Here is a 21,845-nt window from a genome sequence, read left to right as displayed (position 1 = left end):
GCCGTTGTCTGCGGCATCCGCGCCGCCGGCGCATCCCGAAAACGACCATGAGGAGCCACCTGTGGCCGAGCAGTCCCGCCTCGACAAAGTCATCGCCCTCGCCCGCCATCGCGGGTTCGTCTTCCAGGCGGGGGAGATCTACGGCGGTTCGCGCTCCGCGTGGGACTACGGCCCCCTCGGCACGGAGCTCAAGGAGAACATCCGCCGCCAGTGGTGGCAGACGTTCGTTCGCGGTCGCGGCGACATGGTCGGCCTCGACTCGTCGATCATCCTGCCCAAGCGCGTCTGGGAGGCCTCCGGCCACGTCGCGACGTTCACCGACCCTCTGGTCGAGTGCCTGCAGTGCCACAAGCGCTTCCGCGAAGACACCCTCATCGAGGACTTCGAGGCGCGCAAGGGCCGCAAGGCCGAGAACGGCCTCGGCGACGTCCCGTGCCCGAACTGCGGCACCAAGGGCCAGTACACCGAGCCCAAGTCGTTCTCGGGCCTGGTGAAGACCTACCTCGGCGTCGTCGACGACGAGACCGGGCTGTACTTCCTGCGCCCCGAGACCGCGCAGGGCATCTTCGTGAACTTCTCGAACGTGCTCACCGCGAGCCGTAAGAAGCCGCCGTTCGGCATCGGTCAGGTCGGCAAGGCGTTCCGCAACGAGATCACGCCCGGCAACTTCATCTTCCGCACCCGCGAGTTCGAGCAGATGGAGATCGAGTTCTTCACGCCGCCCGCCGAAGCGCAGGAGTGGTTCGAGCACTGGGTCGAGGCGTGCTGGAACTGGTTCATCGAGCTGGGCATCGACGCCGACAACATGCGGCGATTCGATGTGCCCGAGGACGACCGCGCCCACTACTCCGCCGGCACGATCGACGTCGAGTACCGCTTCGGGTTCCCCGGCAAGGAGTGGGGCGAGCTCATGGGTGTCGCGAACCGCACGGACTACGACCTGGGCAGCCACTCCGAGGCATCCGGTCAGTCGCTGACCTACTTCGATCAGGCGTCCGGCGAGAAGTACACGCCGTACGTCATCGAGCCGTCGTTCGGTCTGACGCGGGCGATGATGGCCTTCCTCGTCGACGCGTACGACGAAGAGGAGGTGCCGAACGCGAAGGGCGGCGTCGACACCCGCACTGTGCTGCGCCTCGACCCGCGCCTGGCGCCCGTGAAGGTGGCCGTGCTGCCGCTCAGCCGCAACGAGCGCTTGTCGCCCTTGGCGCGCGAGGTCGCCGACACGCTCCGCGGCCGCGGCTGGAACATCGACTTCGACGACGCCGGCGCGATCGGGCGCCGTTACCGCCGTCAGGACGAGGTCGGTACGCCGTTCTGCGTCACCGTCGACTTCGACTCGCTCGACGATCGCGCCGTCACCGTCCGCGACCGCGACACGATGGCCCAGGAGCGCATCGCGCTCGACGCGCTCGAGGGCTACCTCGCCGAGCGCCTGCGCGGCGCCTGACGCAGGTCGCCGCCTCCCGCCTCCCCCCCCGGTCGTCCGGGCGGAGAATGACGCGAACCTCGGAGCCATCGTGTGATGGGCTCCGAGGTTCGCGCTTTTCTCCGATGTTCGCGCCCGAGGTCGGGCGCGCGCGTCAGAGGGTGCGGCGTCGGCGCAGCGCCATGAACAGGCCGCCCGCGGTCAGGAGCACGGCGGCCGCGAGTGCGGCGCCCCACGGCAGCTCGCCGCCGGTCGCGCTGAGGCTGCCCGCGCCACTGCCCGCCCCGCCGCTCACGACGGTCACGGCCACGCGGATGTCGTCGAACCCGGGCGACGCGACCACGAGGATGTGCTCTCCGATCTCGAGGTCGCGGGGAATCGCGACGGCGAAGCGCACCTCGCCCGACGCGTCGGCCGCGGGGATGCCGTTGACGACGATCGGATCGCTGTAGAGCGTGGCGCCGATCCGCTGCTGCGGCTCGAGGCCCGAGACCCGTACGGGCAGCGATCCGCCCTGGGCGACGCGACCGTCCCCGATGTCGACCGTCGCCCATGCGTCGGGCTCCCCGGGCTCGCCAGGACCGCCGGGCTCCCCAGGACCGCCGGGCTCTCCGGGCGTGGTCACCGAATCGGAGAGGTGGATCACACCCCACCGCGAGGTGGTCTGGTAGCCGGTGCCGGTCGGCTCGGCCCACGTGTGCACGGCGAAGCGCGAGCCGCCGCGGGCGTCGTTGACCTGCGCGTCGAACCCCTGGAAGGTGCCGGCGCCGCCGAGCGGCACGTCGCTCTGCCCGCCCGACTGACCGACGAGGTCGATCGCCGCCTCGACGATGTAGCCGTCGGCGGTGCGCGCGGTCGCGCTCTCCAGCAGCCGTGAGCGCTGGAGGGCCTCGTTGCCGGTGCCGAAGGTGACGTCGCCGTCGACGGTGATGCGGATCTGCGTGTCGTTGGGTCCGTAGGCGCCGCTCTTGGTGTTGCCGAGGTCGAGGAAGATCTCGACGCCGTCGCGGTTCCAGGGATCGCTGTTCGTTGTGTCGATCTCGGGATCGACGACCTCGAACAGCGTGTAGAGGACGTTGTCGCGCCAGAGCGTGCGGACCGCCGCCGTGGCGCCGCTCGCGTCGCCCTCGACGCGCTTGGCGGTCTCGATCCGCGGGGCAGCCGCCCACGCGTCGTCGACGACCGCGTCGACGGTGAGCCCCTCGGCGCGCGGGACCTCGAGGTACGACAGCTCCTCGTAGAACGTCAGCTGACCGGTCGCGCCCGCCGAGTTCCAGGCGCCGGAGAGTCCCTCTGCGCCGAAGACACGGACGTCGAACGCGGCCGTCGCGCCCACGCTCGGGGCCTCGTGCGGCAGCTGGATGACGGAGTAGAACGCGCCGTCGACCTCGACCGTCCGGCCCGTGAGATCACCATCGGTTCCGAAGACGGGCTGCTCGTTCCGATACGTGAACTCGATCCGTTCCGGGCGCGTGCTCGAGCGGACGAGCACCGTGAGATGGTCGTCGCTCCAGCGCGTCTGGAAGCCGCCGGCGTCGCCGGTGAGCGGGTGTTCCGGCAGATTGCGCCACTCGGCAGCATCGACGATCGCACCGTCGAGGTCGACGTCGCCGCGGAACACATCGGCGGTCGTCAGGAGCGGCGGCAGGCCGTCGTCCTGGCCGATCGCACCGAAGAACGCCGACTTCGCGCTCAGGTCGCCCGCGAACAGCAGGGGCGCCTGCTCCGAGCGCCACGAGCGGGCGTCGGTCAGCCCCCACACGGTGACCGAGTAGAGACCTTCGGATGCCGGGGCCGCGGCGTGGTACCCGCGGAACACGTCGAACGCGTCGCGGTAGTAGTACCCCTGGCGCGCGAGGTTCGCGGTGGTCGCGGGGTTGACCGTGACGTCGAGCTCGGTGACCGCCTGCATGAGCCCGAGCCCGGCGAAGCGGTCGAGCGTGCTCGCGAGAGCGCTGACGGGCGTGTTGATCGACACGTGGAACTGGTGGCCCACCCCGTCGAGCGGCGTGCCCGCGTCCAGCATCCGGCCGACGAGGGCCTCGTATTGCGAGCCCTTGGCGTCCTGCTCGGTGTTGTAGTCGTTGATGAACAGTTTCACGGGGCGGTCGGTGCCCGGCGCCGCGTAGTCGTCGTTGAACGCCTGGTCGGCGAGCCGGAAGGCGAGGTGGATGAACTCCTCACCGAGGACGTCGTGCCACCGGCTGGTCCGCAGCCCGTCGGGCGTCGCCTGGTCGGAGATGACCTCGTTGACGACGTCCCACGCGACGAGCGGGTTGGTCTCGGACCCGAACAGGCCGTAGTCGTCGGCGATCGACCGTGCGACGTTGTCGATGTGCGTCGCGAGCCGGTCGCGCAGCAGCTGCTTGTCGGCCTCGGAGTCGGTGAGCTCACGCCCTGATGCATCCTGGAAGAACCAGTCGGGGGTCTGCGCGTGCCACAGCAGCACGTGCCCGTAGAGTCGCAGGTCGTTCGCCGCCGCATAGTCGAGCAGGGCCGTGGCCTGCGGGTGGCGCTGGAACTGCTGCTGGTCGTCGTACCAGGCCTCGACCTTCATGTGGTTCTCGGGCGTGATCTGGTCGAAGTGGTGCCGCAGCAGGTCGGATGCCGCCCCGCTGGTCTCGCGCTGGTCGACCGCGACGCCGACCGGGAAGTCGGTCGTGTCCCTCAGCGGAGTGAGATCGAGGTCGCCCTCTCCCGCCTCGGGCACCGCGACCGTGACCTGGTCGACGAGGAACGGCGAGGTGTTGCCCGAGTTGTAGCGCGCCTCGATGTAGAGCTCGGCTGCGAGGTCGTACTCGGGGATGGTGATGGCGCCGGTCACGGTCGTCCACCCGGTCGGCGATACGCTCTCGGCCTGCAGGAGGTTGGTGTAGGCGACCGCGCCGCCGTCGTCGGTGCGCATCGAGACGGTCAGGCCCTGGCCCGGGTCTGCTCCGGGAGCGAAGCGCAGTGCCGCGGAGAAGGCGTAGGTCTGTCCCGCGAGCAGGGTGTCGGTGACATCCAGGAGGATGCCGTCGCCCTCGTGCGTCCGGTCCGTGACGAGCGCCGCGTGCGACGACTCGTCGGCTCCGTCCGGCACGACGTCGACGGTCGGGCCGGCGCCGCTCGACCCGGCCCGAGGCTGCCACGCGCCGAGGGCGCCGTCGTCGAACGTGCTCTCGATCAGCACGGTGCCGGGGGTCTGGGGTCCGCCGCCCGGATCTGTGCCCGAATCGCCGTCCGTGGTGATTGTGACATCGTCCACGAGGTAGGTGTAGGGCGCGGCGTCCGCGATGTCGGCGGTGCCGAGGTAGATCCCGACGGCCTCCGCGGTCGCGGGCGACGTCCACGTGCCGGTGACCGTCGTCCAGTCGTCGGCGGAGATGGTCGTGTCGCCGATCCACGTGTACCCCGGGACGCCGACCCAGCGCGCTCGGGTGTCGGGCGTACCGGGCGCGAGCCGTACGCGTGCGCTGACGGTGTACGTCGTCTCGGGTTCGAGGAATCCCGGCGCCGTCTGGATGCCGACGTAGTCGGCGTCGCGGCCCTGCACGACGAGGGCGCCGTCGGCGTAGTCGAGGGTCGAGCCGTCACCCCCGCTCTGCGTCAGCCCGTCGCCGAGCGAAGGGGTCGAGAAATCGTTGGCGATGACGGGGGCGGCGGCGGTGGGGGCCGCAGCGGCTCCCGTCGCGGCGAGCAGCGGTGCGGCGAGGGCCGCGGTCGCCGCGACTGCCAGTATTCGGGGTCGACGAATTCGCATGGTTCGAGCGCTCCTTTGCGCAGACCGGGGGAACGGATTGTCGACTACTCAAACATATCCGCCGCGTTCCGCCAGCCTTTTCGAAAACCCCGGTGATCAGGAGCTCGCAGCCTCTTTCGCAGCGGCTTTCGTCGCACGCTTGTACTCGCGCACCTTCGTGAGCGACTCGGGAGAGACGATGTCGGCCACCGAACGATACGAGCCCTCGTCGCCGTACGATCCGGCGGCCTCACGCCATCCGGCGCCGGTGAAGCCGTACTGCTTGCCCAACAGTGCGAGAAAGATCTTCGCCTTCTGCTCGCCGAACCCGGGCAATGCCTTGAGCCGTTTCAGCACCGTCGCTCCGTCAGGATCACCCGACGTCCAGATCGCCGAGGCATCGCCGCCCCAGTCGTCCACGATCGTCTGACAGAGGGTCTGGACGCGGCCCGCCATCGATCCCGGGAACCGGTGCACGGCCGGCGTCTGCCGGAAGATCTCGACGAACTCCTCGGGGTCGTAGTCCGCGATCGCCGCCGCGTCGACAGAGCCGGCCCGCTCGCGGATCTTCAACGGCCCGGTGAACGCCGTCTCCATGGCGATCTGCTGGTCGAGCAGCATCCCGATCAGCAGGGCGAGCGGATTCTCGGTCAGCAGCTGATCGGCGGCGTCGTCGTCGGTGATGTGCAGGCTCATGCTCCCCATGTTCTCATCGGCCCGCGTTCTCATCCGCGAGCGGCAGGATGGAGGGATGACGGATCTCGTGACGCACGCCCACGACACCCGCGTCGTCGTGGTCGGCGGCGGTATCGCGGGAGCCGTGGCGGCTCTCGAATGCGCGCGACTCGGCCTGCGGGTGACGCTGATCGAGGCCGGCCCGCACCTCGGCGGCTCGCTCGACCGTGCGACGCTGGGCGACCTGACCGTGGATGCCGCGGCCGACGGCGTGCCGGCCTCGGCGCAGACCCTCGCGAAGCTCATCGACGAGGTCGGTTTGACCGACGAGCTCGAGACCGCCCGCGATGACGAGCTGTGGCTCGCGGCCGGTCCGAACGGGCCCGCCCCCGCGCCCGCCGAGACGGTGCTCGGGATCCCGGCGAACCCCTGGGCGGAGGACGTCCGACGCCACATCGAGATGCGCGGCGCGTGGCGTGCCTATCTCGACCGCGTGCGGCCGCCGCTGACGGTGGGTCGGCGACGCAGCCTCGGCGAACTCGTGTCGTCGCGGATGGGCGAGCGCGTGCGCGACCGGCTCGTGGCGCCGTACGTGCTGGCCGTGCACGGCGTCGCCCCGGAGTTCATCGACGTCGACGTCGCCGCCCCGTCGCTGAACCCGGCGCTCACGCGAACCGGCTCGCTCAGCGGCGCGGTCGCACAGACCGTGCGTCCCGGCTCGCCGCAGCGGCGGGCTCCGCGCGGGGGACTGTTCCGGCTGGTCGATGCGCTCGAGGCCCGCTTGCGCGATTTCGACGTCGACATCCGTACGGACGCCGCCGTCAGCCAGATCCGACGCGATGGTGACACGTGGCTCGTGAGCGCGGACGACGCCGACGAGCAGGTGCCGGCCGATCTCCTCGTCGTCGCGGCGGACGAAGACACCGCCCGTCGGCTGCTCGCCCCGCACGTCGAGCTTCCTGCGAGCGCCGAGCCCCGCCCGCGACCGCTCGATGTCGTGCTGGTGCGCCTCGCGGGACTCGACGTACCCGAGCGCGGGTCGCTCGTGATCGGGCCGGGCCCCGAGCCGGTCACCGTGCGTCACATCTCGCGGACGTGGCCGTGGATCGGCGAGGCGCTGGCCGAGGACGAGCACATCCTGCGGGTGACGCTGCCGCACACCGACGCGTCCGATGCGGATGCCGTAGAGACCGCGCGCGCCGCGGCGTCCGATCTGTGCGGCGTGGTCATCCCGCCGGGAGCCGTTCGCGCCTCGGCGCGCATCACGTACTCCCGCGCGGCCCCCGCGTCGCTCCTGGGACACGCCGAAGCAGTCGAGGGCATCCGCGCACGGACGCGCACGCTTCCGGGGCTCGCGGTCGTCGGCGGGTGGCTCTCGGGAAACAGTCTCGAGCGAGTCGCCGCCGACGCCGTCGTCGAGGCGGATGCCGCGCGGCACGCGGTGCTGTGGCACGGGGTCGATCCGGCATGATAGTCGGCTCCGCCGCGTTACGGGAGTGGATACCTGAGGCGGCATACGGCGATAGCCTGAGACAACGCAGCAACGTCGAACGTGAGGAGACCCCATGAGGGGCAAGATTGGCATCGCCGTCGGACTCGCCGCGGGCTACGTGCTCGGGGCACGCGCCGGGCGTCAGCGCTACGAGCAGATCAAAGAGAAGGCCCAGCAGATCTGGGAGCTCGACCCCGTGCAGAAGCAGGTGGGAAAGGTCACCGAGCTCGGCAAGTCCGCCGCCCTCGCGGTGCCCAGTGTCGTCTGGGACAGTGCGAAGAAGGTCGTCAAGGCCGCCGGCAAGAGCGGAACCCCCGGCGAGAAGCTCGACGCGGCCGTCGCGGAGGGCGAGAAGGTCGCCGGCGACGTGCGCAAGGCCGCCGAGCGCGATGCGCGCAAGGTCGCCGACGCGAGCGCCGTGGCGGATAGCTGAGATGAGCACGCCCCGCGGATTCCGCGACCGCGCCGACGACAGCCTGTTCACCCTGATTGGTGAGATCCCCGAGCTCGTCCGCAACCTCGTCGTCGCCGAGATCGACTCGGCGAAGGCGTGGGCCAAGAAGACGGGCAAGGACGCCGGCATCGGCGGCGTCTGGTTCATCGTCGCCCTGTTCTTCCTGTTCTGGACGATTCCGGCGATCGGCGCCTTCGCGATCATCGGGCTGTCGTCGTGGCTGCCCGCGTGGGCCGCGTCGCTCATCGTGATCGGTATCCTCCTCGTGATCGCCGCCGTGTTCGCGGTGCTGGGCCTCCTTCGCTTCAAGAAGCTGAGCTCGCGCCAGAACCCCGCCCAGGCGATCTCCACCGACGCCAAGATCGTGAAGGAAGTGGCCGATGAGTTCTGAGCTCCCCGACACCGCCGTGCCGCTGGGCATCAACGACCCGGTCGAGAAGGCACGCGCCGAGCTGAAGGCCGCGCTCGCCGCGATCGAGCACAAGGCGAACCTCCCCAAGCGCGCCGTCATCGCGACCGATCGCGCCAGCCGAGAGGCCCGCGCCTATGCCGAGCGCAACCCGGCGGGCGCCGCCGCAGCAGCGGTGGGCGTCGCGGTCGCGGTGGGCGCCGTCGTCTGGGGCATCGCCCGACTCATTGCGCGCTGATCGGGCGGCGTGATCCGTTCTCGGCCAACCGAGTCCGGATCGATACCTCCTGCCGCCGTCCCGCGTCCGTTGCGGAGTATGCTCGGAAACGAGGCAGCGGCGATGGAGCGAATGCTGCCGATGTTGCGCATCCGGGCCTGCACCGCCCGGACAAGGAACGTGCGTCGGCCGCTCTTCCGGGGGTGGTCGCGCCTCACGAGAGCCACCATATGCATGTCGAGCCCGGCCACGCAGAGCCGCAGAAGCCCCTTCGGGGGTGGCGCGTGCTCGTGCCGCGCGGGGGTCCCTGGGGTGACCAGGTAGCCGCTCTCCTCCGCTCGCACGGAGCCACGCCGGTCATCGCCCCGCTCATCAACTTCGCGCCCACGACGGACGTGGCCGACCTCGAAGGGGCACTCGCCGAACTCGCGGCCGGCGCCTTCGACTGGATCACGCTGACGAGCGCGACCACCGTCGACGTCCTGTACGCCTATCGCGCCGAGATCCCGGCGCAGACGCGCGTTGCGGCCGTCGGCGAGACCACGGCCGCTGCGCTGACAGCCGTGGGTTACCGCGTCGACCTGGTCCCCGATGAGGACGACTCGGCCGCGGGCCTGGCCGAGCAGATCCTCGCGATCGAGGCCGAGCCGACGCGTGTCCTCGCGCTGCGCAGTGAAGTCGCCAAGCCCGTGCTGACCCGCATGCTCGTCGAGGCAGGTCACGACGTCCGCAGCGTCGTCGCCTACCGGACGGTGGGTGTGCCGGTGACCGACCGCATCGCCGCCGATGTCGCGAGTGGCCGCATCAACGCGGTGCTCGTGACCAGCGGGTCGGTAGCCGAGCAGGTCAGCGAGCAGTTCCCCGAGCTCCCCGCATCGACTCTGATCGCGGCGATCGGTCCCCGGACGGCGCGCGACGCGCGCAAGCTCGGTCTCAGCGTCGATGTGGTCGCCGCCGAGACGACCATCTCTTCGCTCATCGACGCGATCTCCCGCCAGCCGGCACCGGCATCCGACGCCCCTGCCCCATGACGTGAGCGCGGCCGCGATCGTTGCCGGTCTGTGAGCATTCCCTGAGCGTCCGACTGGCAGACTGGACCCATGGTGACCCTCCTGCTCGACTCCGCGCAGCTCGAGATCGTGCTGTCTGCGACCGAGCGCGCAGCGGCATTCCGCCAGCGGAATGTCCTGGTGTCACGCGAGAACATCGCGCGGGTGCAGCTGACGGATGACGCGTGGTCGTGGCTGCGCGGCGTTCCCCGCCCGGGTCTGTTCGTGCCCGCGGTCATCGCAGCAGGTTCGTTCGAATCGGCGGGTGGCACTGACTTCGTGCTCGTGCGGCGTCGCCGTCCGTCGGTCGTCGTCGATCTCGAGGGCGACGACGAGTTCCAGCGCCTGATCCTGACGACGCGGCACGGGGTCGCGCTCGTGCGGGCGCTGCGCCTCGACGTCGAGGACGAGCCCGCCGATGTCGCCGATCTGGTCGATCAGGCGACGTCGCGCCGCCACGACACCGCGTAGCCGATCACGGCGAACACGACGACGTAGGCCGCGAGCACGAGGCCGCCCGCCCACCAGTCCAGCGACTGGCTCGCACCGCCGCCCATCGCCGCGTAGATGCTGTCGCCCGCGAGCGCATCCGATGCGGCGCCCGGAAGGAAACGCACGACGTCGGCGAGCCCCTCGACCATGCTCGCGCCCACGCGGGCGATCGGCTCTACGAACTGGGTGAACGCGAGGATGCCGACGACGGCGGCGATCTGATTACGGATCAGGGTGCCGAGGGCGATGCCGAGGAGTACCCAGAGGACGAGGGCGAGCAGCATCCGCCCGAGGAAGGCCCACGTCTCGGGACGCGCGAGCTGCGGGTCGACGCCGAACAGCGCCAGCATCCCGCCCCCCGCCGCGACCGTCGAGCCGACGGCTGCGACACCGAAGACGAGACCCATGACGACGCCCGCGAGCATCTTCGCCGACAACGCGATGCCGCGACGGGGTGTTGCGAGGAAGGTCGGCGTCAGCGTCTTGTGGCGGTACTCGCCGGTCACGAGCAGTGACCCCACGACGAGCGGGAACACGTATCCCATGGCGGTCGCGAGCCCGTAGATGAGGCTCGGGAGCCGGTCACCGAGACCCGTCGGCAGCGACGTGGTGCCGGGGAGCGAGCCGTTCTCACCCGCTGCGAAGACGGCGGCCATGCCGCCGGCCGTTCCGCCGATGTACAGGACGAGGACGATGAGGAGCACCCACCAGACCGAGGTGGAGAACTGCTTGCTGAGTTCCGAGCGCGTCGCGTTCACGAGGTTCATCGCTTCTCCTCGCCGTTCTCGGCAGACGGGTGGACGCGGGTGCCGCTGACGAGCTCGAGGAAGACCTCTTCGAAAGCCGGGCCCTTCCGCTGCAGCGCGGTGAGAGCGATGCCGGCGTCGGCGGCGATGCGTCCGACGGTCGGGGCGTCGGCGCCGCGCACGGCGAGGCCGGTGCGACGTTCATCGCTCTCGAAGCCCGCGGCCGCGATGGCACGCCGTAGCGCTTCACGATCGTCGGCGTCGACGACGGTAGCGATCTCGTCCTGCGGCACGACGTTCTCGATCCCGCCCTGATAGACGAGGTGGCCGCGGGTGATGATCATGAGCGAATCGACCGACTGCTGCACCTCGGCGAGCAGGTGCGACGAGACCAGAACGGTGCGCCCCTCCGCAGCGAGGTCGCGGAGGAACCGGCGGATCCAGCGGATGCCTTCGGGGTCGAGGCCGTTCGTCGGCTCGTCGAGGACCAGGACGCCGGGGTCGCCGAGCAGCGCGTAGGCGAGCCCGAGGCGCTGCCGCATCCCGAGGGAGAACCCGCCGACCTTGCGCCCGGCGACATCGCCGAGCCCGACGATGCCGAGGGCGTCGTCGACACGAGAGGCAGCGATGCCCGCCGCATGGGCGTAGACCCGCAAGTGCGCCGCGGCCGACCTGCCGGGGTGGAAGCTCGATGACTCGAGGACGGCGCCGACCGTCTGAAGCGGATGCTTCAGGTCGCGGTAGCGCCGGCCGCCGATCGTGGCCGACCCCGACGTGGGGGCGATGAGCCCCAGAAGCATCCGCAGCGTCGTGGTCTTGCCCGCGCCGTTGGGGCCGAGGAAGCCGGTGACCGCCCCCGGCTCGACCCGTGCCGTCAGACCGTCGACGGCCGCGACGGGGCCGAAACGTTTGGCCACGTCGGTGAACTCCAGCACCTGTCCGTCCGCCATCGCGCCCCCTCTCGCCGGGTGGTTCGGGTCCCATCCTGCCCGACACGCCGCGTTCACCGCGAACTCCGGGCGGTAGCGTGGCGAGGGTGACCGACGCCGCTGCATCCGATTCGCGTGTCCGGGCCCGTGTCGATCGTGCGCTCGGACACCTCACGCTCGACCGGCCGCGAGCCATCAACGCACTGGACCTCGGCATGATCCGGAGTCTCGCCGCGGCGCTCGACGCATGGGAGCACGACCCCGGTGTCGACGCCGTTCTGCTCGACGGCGCGGGGGAGCGCGGGCTGTGCGCCGGGGGCGACGTCCGGGGCCTGTACGACCAGATCGTCGCCGGTGATGTGGCCGAGACCGCGCACTTCTTCCGGGCCGAGTACGCACTCAACGCACGCATCGCCGCGTACCCGAAGCCTGTCGTCGTGTTCGCCGACGGCGTCACGATGGGCGGCGGCATCGGGCTCGCCGGGCATGCGGCGGTGCGCGTGGTGACCGAACGATCGCGTCTCGCGATGCCCGAGGTCCGCATCGGCTTCACCCCCGACGTCGGGGGCAGCCTGCTGCTCGCGCGAGCGCCGGGGCACGTGGGGGAATACCTCGCGCTGACGGGCGAGTCGATGGATGCCGCCGACGCGATCTACGCCGGCTTCGCCGACCACCTCGTTCCGTCGGAGCGGCTCGACGACCTGCGCGACGCCCTCGTCAGCCGAGCCGATCCGCAGACGGCGACCGAGCTCGTCCTGCTGTTCGACGAGACCGCGGGGCCCGCCCGCCTGGAGGCCGCGCGGCCCTGGATCGACGCCGCCTTCGCCGCGGATTCGGTCGTCGAGATCATCGGGCGGCTGCGCGAGCGCGACGAGTCGGACGCCCGAGCTGCAGCCGATCTGCTCGACACCCTCCCCCCGACTGCGCTCGCCGTCACCCTCGCGGCCGTCCGTCAGGCCCGCGCCCGGAACGAGCTCCGAGCGGTGCTGGCCCAGGAGTACGCCCTGGTGCTGTGGTTCGCCCAGACGCAACCCGACCTCGTCGAGGGCATTCGCGCGCGACTCGTCGATAAGGACGGGTCGCCGTCATGGTCGCCGGCATCCCGCGACGATCTCGATCCCGAGATCGTGACGCAGGCATTCGCCTTCGAGCCCGTGCCCGCCCTATGGACTGACTGAGTTCCGTCGGGCTCCCGGACTGCGCCCGGCCACGAGGTAATAGTCTCGGGATGCTGTGCGTCCGCGCCGTCCCGGGGCCGCGACGCACGAGGGAGGGTTCTTCGTGTTCGACAGTCCGCTGTCCGCCTCGGCGTACGACGTGCTCGGGGTCGCGCCCGACGTCGACGACGAGGAACTGCGCCGCGCTTACCGCCTGCGGCTTCGGCAGACCCATCCCGACACCGGTGGCGACGCCGTCGCGTTCGTGCAGGTGCAGCGCGCCTGGGATCTCGTCGGAACGGCCACCGCCCGCGCCGCCTACGACCGGGGGCACGGTTTCACCGCCGCCCCGGACTTCTCACCCGGGGCCTCGACGTGGCGGCCGCCGCAGCGTCCCGCCGACACGCGCCCGCGGGCTCGTTCCTTCGGCCAACCCGGCGGCTGGCGCCGCGAGCGCTACCTGACCCTCATCCGCGAGTGGGTCGGACGCGGAGCGCCGCTCGACGACCCGTACGACCCTGCCCTCGTGCGCACCGCGCCGCACGAGATCAGACGGCTGCTGGCCGATGCGCTCGCCGAGGAGGCGACCGCCCGCGTCGTCGCCGACCTCGGCATGGGCTACACGGTCTGGCACGACGTCGCCGCCGATCCGCGCGACCCCGACGTGAAGCTCGACCACGTCGTGCTCGGGCCCTCGGGCCTTTACGCCGTGCTGTCGGAGGACTTCGGCGCGCCCGTGCGCACCCGCCGGGGCGAGTTGATCGGCGAGGGGGTCGACTCCCCGATCGCGACGCTCGTGCACCGGGCGCGTGCGCTCAGCCGCGCTGCCCGGGTGAAGTTCAGCGGCGTCATCGTGGTGCTCCCCGACGACGACGTCGTGCAGGCCATCGAGGAGCTCGGCCGCGTGCGCGGGCTCGCGGTCGCGGTTGTCGGCCGCTCCGCGCTCGCCACGGTGCTGCGCCGGGGGGTCGCCGGTGCGCGTGAGATCGGCGGCAACGAGCTCTTCGACGTGCGCACCCGGCTGCAGCAGACGGTGCGGTTCGTGTGACGTCCCGAGCAGCCGTGCGAGCGGCCTACGACACGGTCGCGGCCGACTACGCGGCTCTGCTGCCCGATGCTTCGTTCGAATCCCCGGAAGACGTCGCCCTGATCGATCGGTTCCTCGACCTGCTCCCGAGCGGCGCCCGTGTGCTCGACGCCGGATGCGGGGCGGGGCGGATGCTGCACCTGATGCGCGAGCGCCGGCCGGACCTGCGCCTCGTCGGCCTCGACCTCTCGCCGCAGATGATCGGGCTGGCGCGCGCGGGCTGTCCGTTCGCCGATCTCGCCGTGGGCGACCTGGCGGACGTGCCGTTGCCCGACGGATCCGTGGCCGGCGTGCTCGCCTGGTACTCCGTGATCCATGACGGCACGGACGAGCTCGACCTCATCGCCGACGAGTTCGCCCGGGTCTCGACGGCGGGCGGCCTCGTGCTGCTGGGTTTCCAGAGTGGCCGCGGCACGCGTCGGATCGACCGGGCGTACGGTCACGACGTCTCGCTCGATGCGGTTCTGCACGACCCCCGCGAGGTCGCGGCAGCCTTCGCGGCTCGCGGATTCGCCGTGCTCGACCAGCGCGAGCGGCTCGCGCGGGGTGGTGAACCGCACCCACAGGGGTTCGTGCTGGCGCGACGCGAGGTCAGCCTGCTAGGCCCCACAGCTGCAGCGGGTGGCTGAGGCGCCACCAGATGTCGGGATCGGGGATGTCCGAGGTCAGACGCAGGGCCGTCGTCGCTGATCCGAGGGGGCCGGTGAGGGTGAGCTCGCCCGCCTGGTCGTCCGCGTCGCGGGCGTCTCCGAGGTCGACGCTCGCGGCCGCCTGAGCGGACTGCGTGTTCCAGAGGGCGACACGGATGTCGGCTTCGGTGACGATCTCGGCGGTCGCTCCCCACGGAGTCGTTGCGGTGCCGGCGACGGTTCCCGCGGGGAGGACCGGTGACGCCGAGATCTCGGCGATCGTGCGATCGAGCAGCGCGGCCGTCGCCGAGTGGCGGGTTTCGTCGTCGGGCTGGTCGAGGGCGGTCGCGAACACGCGCACGTTGACACCGTCGAGGTCGGTGTCCTTCGCCGCGACGAGGTTGTAGGAGCCGTACAGGCTGCCCGTCTTGACCCCGACGACGGCGGGGTCGGCGAGCAGGGCGTTCGTGTTCTCGACGAACCCGGCACCCGGCAGCTCGACGGAGCGCTGGGCCACGATTCCCGAGATGACGGGGTTCGACATCGCGCTCTCGGCCAGGGCGATGACCGATGCCGGTGCCGCCGTGTTGCCGGGATCGATTCCGCTCGAATCGACGACGGTGACGCCGCCGAGGTCGTGCGCCCGCAACCAGGCGTTCGCCGCCTCGACGTAGGCGTCCTCGTCGGGCCAGAGATCGAACACGAGGCGGTCGGCGTAGTTGTTCGCCGAGCCGATCAGCACGCCCTGCAGCAGCTGGTACTGGGTCAGCACCCCGCCGACGGGAACGTCCAGAGCCGACTGGTCGTCGGCGATGTACGCGCGGTACTCCCGACGGTCGGCGGCGGTGAAAGCGAACTCGGGGCCTTGTTCGCCGTCGGCGAGCGGCATCCGGTCGAGCACGACGAGGGCGGTCACGAGCTTGGTGATGCTCGCGATCGACTCCGGCTCGCCCGACGACGCCGACACGGCGGCGAATCCGCCGACGGCCGTCGCCCCGGCGCCCTCGGCGGGCCACGCGGGCTGGGCGATGGCGGCGGCGGGAGCCGCGACGGCGGCGGGCAGGATCTCGGGCGCGACGGCATCCAACGGCCACATCAGCGTCGCCCCGGTGTACCCGCCTGCGACGAGCACGGCCACACCGAGCGTCGTGAGCACGGCCGGCGCCGCCGACCGGCGCGGCCGCTCGGTGAGCAGTTCGGCGTGCGCGAGCGTGTACGGACCGGCCGAGGCAGCTGCTTCGCGGTGCCCGTTCGCGCCGGTGACCGCGTCGTCGTCGACCCACGCGAGGGCGACGCGCGAGTCGGGAGATGTCACCCGCCCAACGTACAACGCGCGTGCGCCGATATACTTCATCGACAACCACGGGAGTCCGGTGAGCCGGGCTGAGAGGAAGCGATCCACGCTTCGACCGTCGAACCTGATCCGGATCATGCCGGCGCAGGGAGGAGAGAGAAATGCACGCTGCTGCGTCCACCACCGAGCCCACCGATCGTCGTCCCGGGCACGCGCCCGGCCGCTTCCGCTGGCGCGTCGTCGACATCGTCGTCGCGAGCGTCATCGGTGTCGCCTGCGCCGCGGTGTTCCTCCTGTGGAACGTCGCATATCAGGGGCCGTCGGCCGCATTGACGCCGCTGCTCCCGGGCCTGCAGGGCCTGCTCGCGGGGCCCTGGCTCATCGCCGGCGTGCTCGGCGGCCTCATCATCCGCAAGCCCGGCGCGGCGTTGTACACCGAACTGCTGGCGGCCGTGATCTCGGCGCTCGTCGGCAATCAGTGGGGACCCCTGACGATCGTGTCCGGCCTCGTGCAGGGATTCGGCGCCGAACTGATCTTCCTGGTCTTCCTCTACGCGGCGTGGCGTCTGCCGGTCGCCCTCCTCGCGGGCGCGGGCGCGGGACTTGCCGGTGGCATCAACGACCGCATCCTCTGGTACCCGGGCGCCGACACGCTCTTCACGTCGGTCTACATCGCCTCGACGACGCTGTCGGGCGCGGTGATCGCAGGTCTCGGCGGCTGGCTCATCACACGTGCCCTGGCACGCACCGGGGCGCTCAGCCGGTTCGCGGCCGGGCGCGAAGCCACCGCCCGCGTCTGACGGTGGGTGACGCCGGCGCGGCGCGGCCCGCGACCCTGGAGGCCCGCGGGTGGGGGTGGCGCTACGCCACCCGACGCGCGTGGGCCGCGAGCGAGACCTCCTTCACGATCGAGGCCGGTGAACGGGTGCTCCTGCTCGGGGCGTCGGGGTCGGGCAAGTCGACGCTGCTGCAGGGGCTCGCAGGGGTCCTCGGAGGGGCGGACGAGGGTGAGCAGGAAGGATCGCTCCTCGTCGACGGTCGGTCGGCTGCCGAGGCGCGCGGTCGCGTCGGACTGGTCCTCCAAGACCCCGACAGTCAGACGATCCTCGCGCGGGTGGGCGATGACGCGGCCTTCGGATGCGAGAACCTGGGGGTGGCGCGCGAGGAGATCTGGTCTCGGGTACGGGCTGCCCTGGATGCCGTGGGCCTCGACGTCCCTCTCGATCGCTCGACCGCGGCCCTGTCGGGCGGGCAGAAGCAGCGCCTCGCGCTCGCCGGCGTCGTCGCGATGCGGCCGGGCGCCGTGCTGCTCGACGAGCCCACGGCCAACCTCGATCCGGCCGGCGTGATCGAGGTGCGCGATGCCGTCGCGCGGGTGCTCGATGTCACGGGAGCCACGCTCGTCGTGATCGAGCACCGGATCGATGCCTGGCTCCCGCTCGTCGACCGCGTGATCGTGCTGGCGCCCGGCGGCGGGGTCGTCGCGGACGGCGACCCGCGGACGGTGCTCACCGAACGCGGCGCCGAGCTCGCGTCCGCGGGCGTATGGGTGCCCGGCATCCGGCCGTCCTCGCCGCCGCGCCCGGTGGCCTCGCCGGGTGACGTCCTACTGTCGGCCGAACGTCTCGTCGTCGGGCGTGCACCGGGCTCGCCGGCCGCCGGGCCGCTCGACCTCGACGTGCGTGCCGGCGAAGCGCTCGGCATCGTGGGACCCAATGGTGTCGGCAAATCGACGCTCGGGCTCACGCTCGCCGGGCTGCTGCCGGCGCAGGGTGGGATCGTCCGTGCTGCCGACGACGTGGCGGCGGGCGCCGCGCTCGTCCGCGGACGGCGACGGGAGCGGGCGGACCCCGCGGCATGGAGCTCGACGGCATTGCTGACGCGGATCGGAACCGTCCTGCAGGAGCCCGAGCACCAGATCCTCCGCTCCACGGTGCGCGACGAGCTCGAGGTCGGGCCGCGGGCCCTGGGCATCGAGGCGGGGGAGGTCGCGGCACGCGTCGACGAGCTGCTCGAGCGGCTGAGGCTCGCCCCGCTCGCGGGGGCCAATCCCTACACGCTCTCCGGCGGCGAGAAGCGCCGTTTGACCGTGGCCGCGATGCTGGCGGCGCGGCCACGCATCGTGGTCCTCGACGAGCCGACCTTCGGGCAGGATGCCCGAACCTGGTCGGAGCTGGTCGCGATCATCGCCGCCCTCCGCGACGGTGTCGACGATCGCGGGCCCCTCGGAGTCATCACGATCACGCACGACGACGCCGTGCTCGATGCGCTCGCGGCCCGGCGATTCGCGCTCACCGCTCCGACGGGGGTGCCGGCGTGACCGCGGCGGCGGTGACCCGAGACGCGCTGCGCGGCGTCGCGGCGCTCAACCCCGTGGCGAAGTTGCTGGCGGCGCTTCTCATCGCGATGCCGCTCGTGATCACGATCGACCCCGTGTCCGCCGGCGTCGCGCTGCTCCTGGAGCTGCCGCTGCTGCTCGCCTCGGGGGTCGGCTGGCGCCGGTTCTGGGTGCGGACGCTTCCGTTGTGGATCGCCGCCCCCGCGGCCGCGGTGACGATTTCGCTCTACGGCGAGCGGAGCGGAGCCGAGGTCTTCGCTTGGGCGTTCGTCCACGTCAGCGAGGGCTCGCTCGCACTCGGCCTGGCGGCAGCTCTGCGTGTCCTCGCGATCGGTCTGCCGGCCGTCGTGCTGTTCATCACCGTGGACCCGACCGACCTCGCCGACGGATCGGCCCAGATCCTGCGGCTTCCGGCGCGGTTCGTCATCGGCGGGCTCGCGGGCATGCGGATGCTCGGGCTGCTCGCCGAGGACTGGCGTGCGCTCGCGCTCGCGCGGCGTGCCCGCGGCGTCGCCGACGACGGCCGCCTGCGTCGGACGCTCGGCATGGCCTTCGCGCTGCTCGTGCTCGCCATCCGTCGCGGCTCGGCCCTCGCGACGGCGATGGAGGCGCGGGCCTTCGGTGCCCCGGGGCGACGCACCTGGGCACGGGAGTCGCGGCTCGCGGCGTCCGACGCGGCGATCATCGCGGGCGGGCTCGCGATCTCGGTGACGGCGGTCGCGGTGTCGGTCGCGGTCGGCGCCTTCCACCCGATCTTCGGCCCATCCTGACGCCGGACCGCCCTGGAGTCGGGCCTCGGGCCGCGTCTCAAAGGCTGCCGACCGTCGTCTCCGCCAGGCGCCGGGCGAGCGCCTCCTCCACGACGAGCTCCGTGATCAGACCGGCCGCGAGCGCGCCGCGCAGCGCGTCGAGCTTCGTCAGGCTCGACACCGCGCACAGGCGGCGGGGGATGCGGCGGATCGCTTCGAGAGACGGACCACTCGAGCGCGCGTTGAGCTCGATGCCGGTCGCCGAGCCGTCGATGCGGTAGAACACGGTCGCGCAGTCGCCGACGACGCCGTCGCGGAGGAGCGAGCGCAGGTCCTCGCCCGTGAGGTATCCGCCGGCGTACACGTGGGAGGGGACATCGGCGTGGGGGGAGCCGAGCCCGAAGACGAACACCTGAACGCGCGACTGCGCGTCGAGCACGCGCCGGATCGACCGCTCACGCCAGAGCAGCTGCTTGGTCAGCGGGTCGTCGAACAGCGCGGGCACGGGGAACTGCTGCACGTCGGTGCCGAACGCCTGCCCGAACCGCTCGAGGATCGCGCCGGAGTACGAGATGCCCGACGTCGTTTCGTTCGCTGCCCCGTTCATCTGCACGATCTGCGAGTCGTGCAGCCGCTTGGTCGGCAGGTGGCGGGCGATCGCCGAGACCGTGGCTCCCCACGCGATGCCGATGTTCGCGTCGGGATCGAGCGTCGATGACAGGACGTGGGCCGCTGTCCGGGCTGTTCTCTCGAGTCGCTCGGCGTCGTTCGTGCGCGGGGGCGTGCTGACGACGTGGACGGAGATGCCGAAGCGCTCGGACAGGCGCCGCGCGACCACCGAGTTCGCCTCGTGGGGCGAGTGCACCGTGATCTCGACGAGTCCGATGTCTCGGGCGTGCGAGAGCAGCCGCGACACGGACGAGCGCGAGAGGGCCATCTCGGCCGCGATCTGGTCCATCGTGCGGTCCTGCACGTAGTACAGCTGCGCCGCGCGCAGCGCGTCGCGTGTGCGTGCCTCGGCCTCGGCGTCCGCGCTCATCGTCATCCGTCCTGCACGTTCGTGCATCGCCGCGGCGCCGGTGCACGTTCGTGCATGACCGTTGCGCATTCGTGCGGTGGACCCCAGTGTAGATCGGGACAGCCGTGGAAAAGGATGCATGATGACCGAGTCGACGCCGACCACCCGAGCGAACATCCGAGCCCTGCGCGAGCGCCCCCATGCCGAGGTCCTCGTCATCGGCGGGGGCATCAACGGAATCGCGACGTTCCGCGACCTCGCACTCCAGGGCGTCGACGTGGCCCTCGTCGAGCGCGGAGATTACGTCAGCGGCGCCTCGTCGGCGTCGAGTCACATGATCCACGGTGGCGTCCGCTACCTCGAGAACGGCGAGTTCCGGCTCGTGAAGGAGTCGGTGACCGAACGCAACCGGCTCGTGCGCAACGCGCCCCACTTCGTCAAGCCGCTGCCGACGACGATCCCGATCCACCGCACCTTCTCCGGCATCCTCGCCGCGCCGTTCCGGCTGCTCGTCACGCACGGCCGCGGCAAGCCACGCGAGCGCGGTGCCCTGCTGATCAAGGTCGGCCTGATCATGTACGACACGTTCTCGCGCGACGGCGGCGCGGTGCCGCGCCACCGGTTCCGCGGGCGCCGCAGCTCGCGGGCGCAGTTCCCCGACCTCGACGACCGGTTCCGCTACACCGCGACCTACTACGACGCCTCCATGCACGACCCCGAGCGCCTCGCGCTCGACGTCCTGCGCGACGGCGTGCGCGAGGAGTCGGCGCGGGCGGCGAACTACGCCCCCGTCGTCGGCGCCGACGGGGCGTCGGTCATCATCCGGGATGACGTCACGGGTGAGGAGTTCCCGTTCACGGCCGACGTCGTCGTGAACACGAGCGGACCGTGGACCGACCTGACCAACACCGCGCTCGGCACGCCCACGCGCTTCATGGGCGGCACCAAGGGGTCGCACATCGTCCTCGACAACACCTCGCTGCTCGAGGCGACCGGCGGCAACGAGATCTTCTTCGAGGCCGCCGACGGTCGTATCGTGCTCATCTACCCGCTCAAGGGCCGGGTGATGGTGGGGACGACCGACATCGACGCCGACCCGAGCCGGCCCACGGTCTGCACCGACGACGAGATCGACTACTTCTTCGATCTGATCGGCCAGGTCTTCCCCGACATAGACGTCGACCGCTCGCAGATCGTCTACACGTTCTCCGGCATCCGTCCCCTCCCGCGCCACGACGACCTCGCCCCCGGCTTCGTCTCGCGCGACTACCGCATCGAGAAGGACCGCCTCGGCGACGTCCCCGTCCTCAGTCTCGTCGGCGGCAAGTGGACGACGTTCCGCGCGCTCGCCGAGCACCTCGCCACCGACGTCATGGGCCTGCTGAAGCGACCGCGTCGTGTCGCCACGACCGACCTCGCGATCGGCGGCGGCGCCGGCTACCCGCGCAGCGTCGCTCAGCGTCGCCGCTGGATCGAGGCCCACCGCGGCGCGCACTCGGCGGAGTTCGCCGACCGCATGCTGGAGCGTTACGGCACCTACGCGCAGGAGGTGCTGGCCGCGCTCCCCGTCGCCCAGCAGGAGTTCGAGCACGCCCCCGGCTACTCGGTCGAGGAGATCGCGTTCCTCGCCGAGCGCGAAGAGGTCGTCTCCCTGATGGATCTGCTCCTGCGTCGCACCTCGATCGCCTTCGTCGGCGGCGTCTCGATGGAGACGCTCACGGAGGTCGCCGAGGCGGCCGCGCCCGTGCTCGGCTGGGATGCGGAGACCGTCCGCGCACAGATCGACGAGGCCGCGCAAGCGCTCGAGGAGGCTCACCGCATCGACGTGCGCACGTCGCACCTGGCGCCGCTCGACGCCTGAGCCCGTTTGACCCGGCGAGGCCCGACGCCGGATCACCCTCGGGCCATCCTCTCGCGCGGCGATGTCGCCCGCGGTGATTCTGCAGAAAGGTCGACGCTG

20 protein-coding genes and 1 riboswitch are annotated in these 21,845 nt (G+C 71.4%); of the genes, 14 read left to right on the top strand and 6 right to left on the bottom strand.

From position 1 onward, the window contains the following. Positions 1-61 precede the first annotated feature (61 nt). A complete protein-coding gene (locus tag ACU6RU_RS03305; protein WP_120263613.1) occupies positions 62-1,450 on the top strand; it encodes a glycine--tRNA ligase in 1,389 nt (462 codons plus the stop codon). A 133-nt stretch (positions 1,451-1,583) separates the two neighbouring features. Here ACU6RU_RS03305 and ACU6RU_RS03300 read toward each other — a convergent pair whose 3' ends face one another. Both ACU6RU_RS03300 and ACU6RU_RS03295 read right to left on the bottom strand, forming a co-directional pair. Then, positions 1,584-5,171: an endo-1,4-beta-xylanase gene (locus tag ACU6RU_RS03300; RefSeq protein ID WP_446725891.1), complete on the bottom strand. Its 3,588-nt coding sequence runs from the start codon at positions 5,169-5,171 to the stop codon at positions 1,584-1,586. 96 nt (positions 5,172-5,267) lie between these two features. Next, on the bottom strand, positions 5,268-5,846 hold the full coding sequence (locus ACU6RU_RS03295; RefSeq protein ID WP_120264430.1) for an HhH-GPD-type base excision DNA repair protein: 579 nt from the start codon (positions 5,844-5,846) through the stop codon (positions 5,268-5,270). A gap of 55 nt (positions 5,847-5,901) precedes the next feature. Between ACU6RU_RS03295 and ACU6RU_RS03290 the strand changes: the two genes are divergently transcribed. The 6 genes from ACU6RU_RS03290 to ACU6RU_RS03265 all read left to right on the top strand — a co-directional run bounded on the left by ACU6RU_RS03290 (position 5,902) and on the right by ACU6RU_RS03265 (position 9,917). Continuing rightward, a complete protein-coding gene (locus ACU6RU_RS03290; protein ID WP_446725890.1) occupies positions 5,902-7,296 on the top strand; it encodes a protoporphyrinogen/coproporphyrinogen oxidase in 1,395 nt (464 codons plus the stop codon). Between the two features lie 94 nt (positions 7,297-7,390). Further along, the gene (locus ACU6RU_RS03285; protein WP_446725889.1) at positions 7,391-7,750 is read left to right on the top strand and encodes a hypothetical protein; all 360 of its coding nucleotides are present in this window, start codon (positions 7,391-7,393) and stop codon (positions 7,748-7,750) included. A gap of 1 nt (position 7,751) precedes the next feature. Continuing rightward, positions 7,752-8,162 carry a phage holin family protein gene (locus ACU6RU_RS03280; protein ID WP_289330767.1) on the top strand — a complete coding sequence of 137 codons (411 nt, stop codon included), beginning with the start codon at positions 7,752-7,754 and terminating at the stop codon, positions 8,160-8,162. Then, complete coding sequence (locus tag ACU6RU_RS03275) at positions 8,152-8,418, top strand: hypothetical protein (RefSeq protein WP_120263608.1); 267 nt, start codon at positions 8,152-8,154, stop codon at positions 8,416-8,418. Before ACU6RU_RS03280 ends, ACU6RU_RS03275 begins: the two co-directional genes overlap by 11 nt. Positions 8,419-8,627: 209 nt before the next feature. After that, positions 8,628-9,428, top strand: coding sequence for a uroporphyrinogen-III synthase (locus tag ACU6RU_RS03270; RefSeq protein ID WP_120263607.1), 801 nt, complete (start codon positions 8,628-8,630; stop codon positions 9,426-9,428). A 69-nt stretch (positions 9,429-9,497) separates the two neighbouring features. Further along, the gene (locus ACU6RU_RS03265) at positions 9,498-9,917 is read left to right on the top strand and encodes a hypothetical protein (RefSeq protein WP_120263606.1); all 420 of its coding nucleotides are present in this window, start codon (positions 9,498-9,500) and stop codon (positions 9,915-9,917) included. Here ACU6RU_RS03265 and ACU6RU_RS03260 read toward each other — a convergent pair. Together ACU6RU_RS03260 and ACU6RU_RS03255 are read right to left on the bottom strand one after the other, a co-directional pair. Then, complete coding sequence (locus tag ACU6RU_RS03260) at positions 9,884-10,705, bottom strand: ABC transporter permease subunit (protein ID WP_120263605.1); 822 nt, start codon at positions 10,703-10,705, stop codon at positions 9,884-9,886. The two genes, ACU6RU_RS03265 and ACU6RU_RS03260, sit on opposite strands and share 34 nt — an antisense overlap. After that, positions 10,702-11,634 (bottom strand): ATP-binding cassette domain-containing protein, encoded by a 933-nt coding sequence (locus tag ACU6RU_RS03255; protein WP_120263604.1) that lies wholly within the window; start codon positions 11,632-11,634, stop codon positions 10,702-10,704. The genes ACU6RU_RS03260 and ACU6RU_RS03255 overlap by 4 nt, the downstream gene beginning before the upstream one ends. An 86-nt stretch (positions 11,635-11,720) precedes the next feature. On the opposite strand from ACU6RU_RS03255, the gene ACU6RU_RS03250 reads away from it, so the two are divergent. From ACU6RU_RS03250 to ACU6RU_RS03240, 3 genes are all read left to right on the top strand, one after another. Then, positions 11,721-12,791, top strand: a complete 1,071-nt coding sequence (locus ACU6RU_RS03250; RefSeq protein WP_289330769.1) for an enoyl-CoA hydratase/isomerase family protein — start codon at positions 11,721-11,723, stop codon at positions 12,789-12,791. A 103-nt stretch (positions 12,792-12,894) separates the two neighbouring features. After that, the gene (locus tag ACU6RU_RS03245) at positions 12,895-13,818 is read left to right on the top strand and encodes a DnaJ domain-containing protein (protein ID WP_289330770.1); all 924 of its coding nucleotides are present in this window, start codon (positions 12,895-12,897) and stop codon (positions 13,816-13,818) included. Beyond that, positions 13,815-14,486, top strand: a complete 672-nt coding sequence (locus ACU6RU_RS03240; protein WP_289330771.1) for a class I SAM-dependent DNA methyltransferase — start codon at positions 13,815-13,817, stop codon at positions 14,484-14,486. The genes ACU6RU_RS03245 and ACU6RU_RS03240 overlap by 4 nt, the downstream gene beginning before the upstream one ends. Here ACU6RU_RS03240 and ACU6RU_RS03235 read toward each other — a convergent pair. Further along, a complete protein-coding gene (locus ACU6RU_RS03235) occupies positions 14,449-15,801 on the bottom strand; it encodes a D-alanyl-D-alanine carboxypeptidase (protein WP_289330772.1) in 1,353 nt (450 codons plus the stop codon). The genes ACU6RU_RS03240 and ACU6RU_RS03235 overlap by 38 nt on opposite strands. A gap of 37 nt (positions 15,802-15,838) precedes the next feature. Then, positions 15,839-15,948: riboswitch (TPP riboswitch) on the top strand. Between ACU6RU_RS03235 and ACU6RU_RS03230 the strand changes: the two genes are divergently transcribed. The 3 genes from ACU6RU_RS03230 (at position 15,942) to ACU6RU_RS03220 (ending at position 18,888) form a co-directional block, all read left to right on the top strand. Then, positions 15,942-16,580, top strand: coding sequence for an ECF transporter S component (locus ACU6RU_RS03230; RefSeq protein WP_120263600.1), 639 nt, complete (start codon positions 15,942-15,944; stop codon positions 16,578-16,580). It overlaps the preceding riboswitch by 7 nt. Positions 16,581-16,582: 2 nt before the next feature. Next, positions 16,583-18,100 carry an ABC transporter ATP-binding protein gene (locus ACU6RU_RS03225; protein WP_446725888.1) on the top strand — a complete coding sequence of 506 codons (1,518 nt, stop codon included), beginning with the start codon at positions 16,583-16,585 and terminating at the stop codon, positions 18,098-18,100. Further along, positions 18,097-18,888, top strand: a complete 792-nt coding sequence (locus tag ACU6RU_RS03220) for an energy-coupling factor transporter transmembrane component T family protein (protein WP_446725887.1) — start codon at positions 18,097-18,099, stop codon at positions 18,886-18,888. The genes ACU6RU_RS03225 and ACU6RU_RS03220 overlap by 4 nt, the downstream gene beginning before the upstream one ends. Before the next feature lie 37 nt (positions 18,889-18,925). Here ACU6RU_RS03220 and ACU6RU_RS03215 read toward each other — a convergent pair whose 3' ends face one another. After that, on the bottom strand, positions 18,926-19,906 hold the full coding sequence (locus tag ACU6RU_RS03215) for a sugar-binding transcriptional regulator (RefSeq protein WP_120264428.1): 981 nt from the start codon (positions 19,904-19,906) through the stop codon (positions 18,926-18,928). Positions 19,907-20,027: 121 nt separating this feature from the next. Between ACU6RU_RS03215 and ACU6RU_RS03210 the strand changes: the two genes are divergently transcribed. Then, positions 20,028-21,746 (top strand): glycerol-3-phosphate dehydrogenase/oxidase, encoded by a 1,719-nt coding sequence (locus ACU6RU_RS03210; RefSeq protein ID WP_120264427.1) that lies wholly within the window; start codon positions 20,028-20,030, stop codon positions 21,744-21,746. The last annotated feature ends 99 nt before the right edge of the window (positions 21,747-21,845 follow it).

This window comes from Microbacterium sp. F1-18 (genome assembly GCF_052921305.1).
This window is presented reverse-complemented; position numbering and strand designations above follow the sequence as displayed.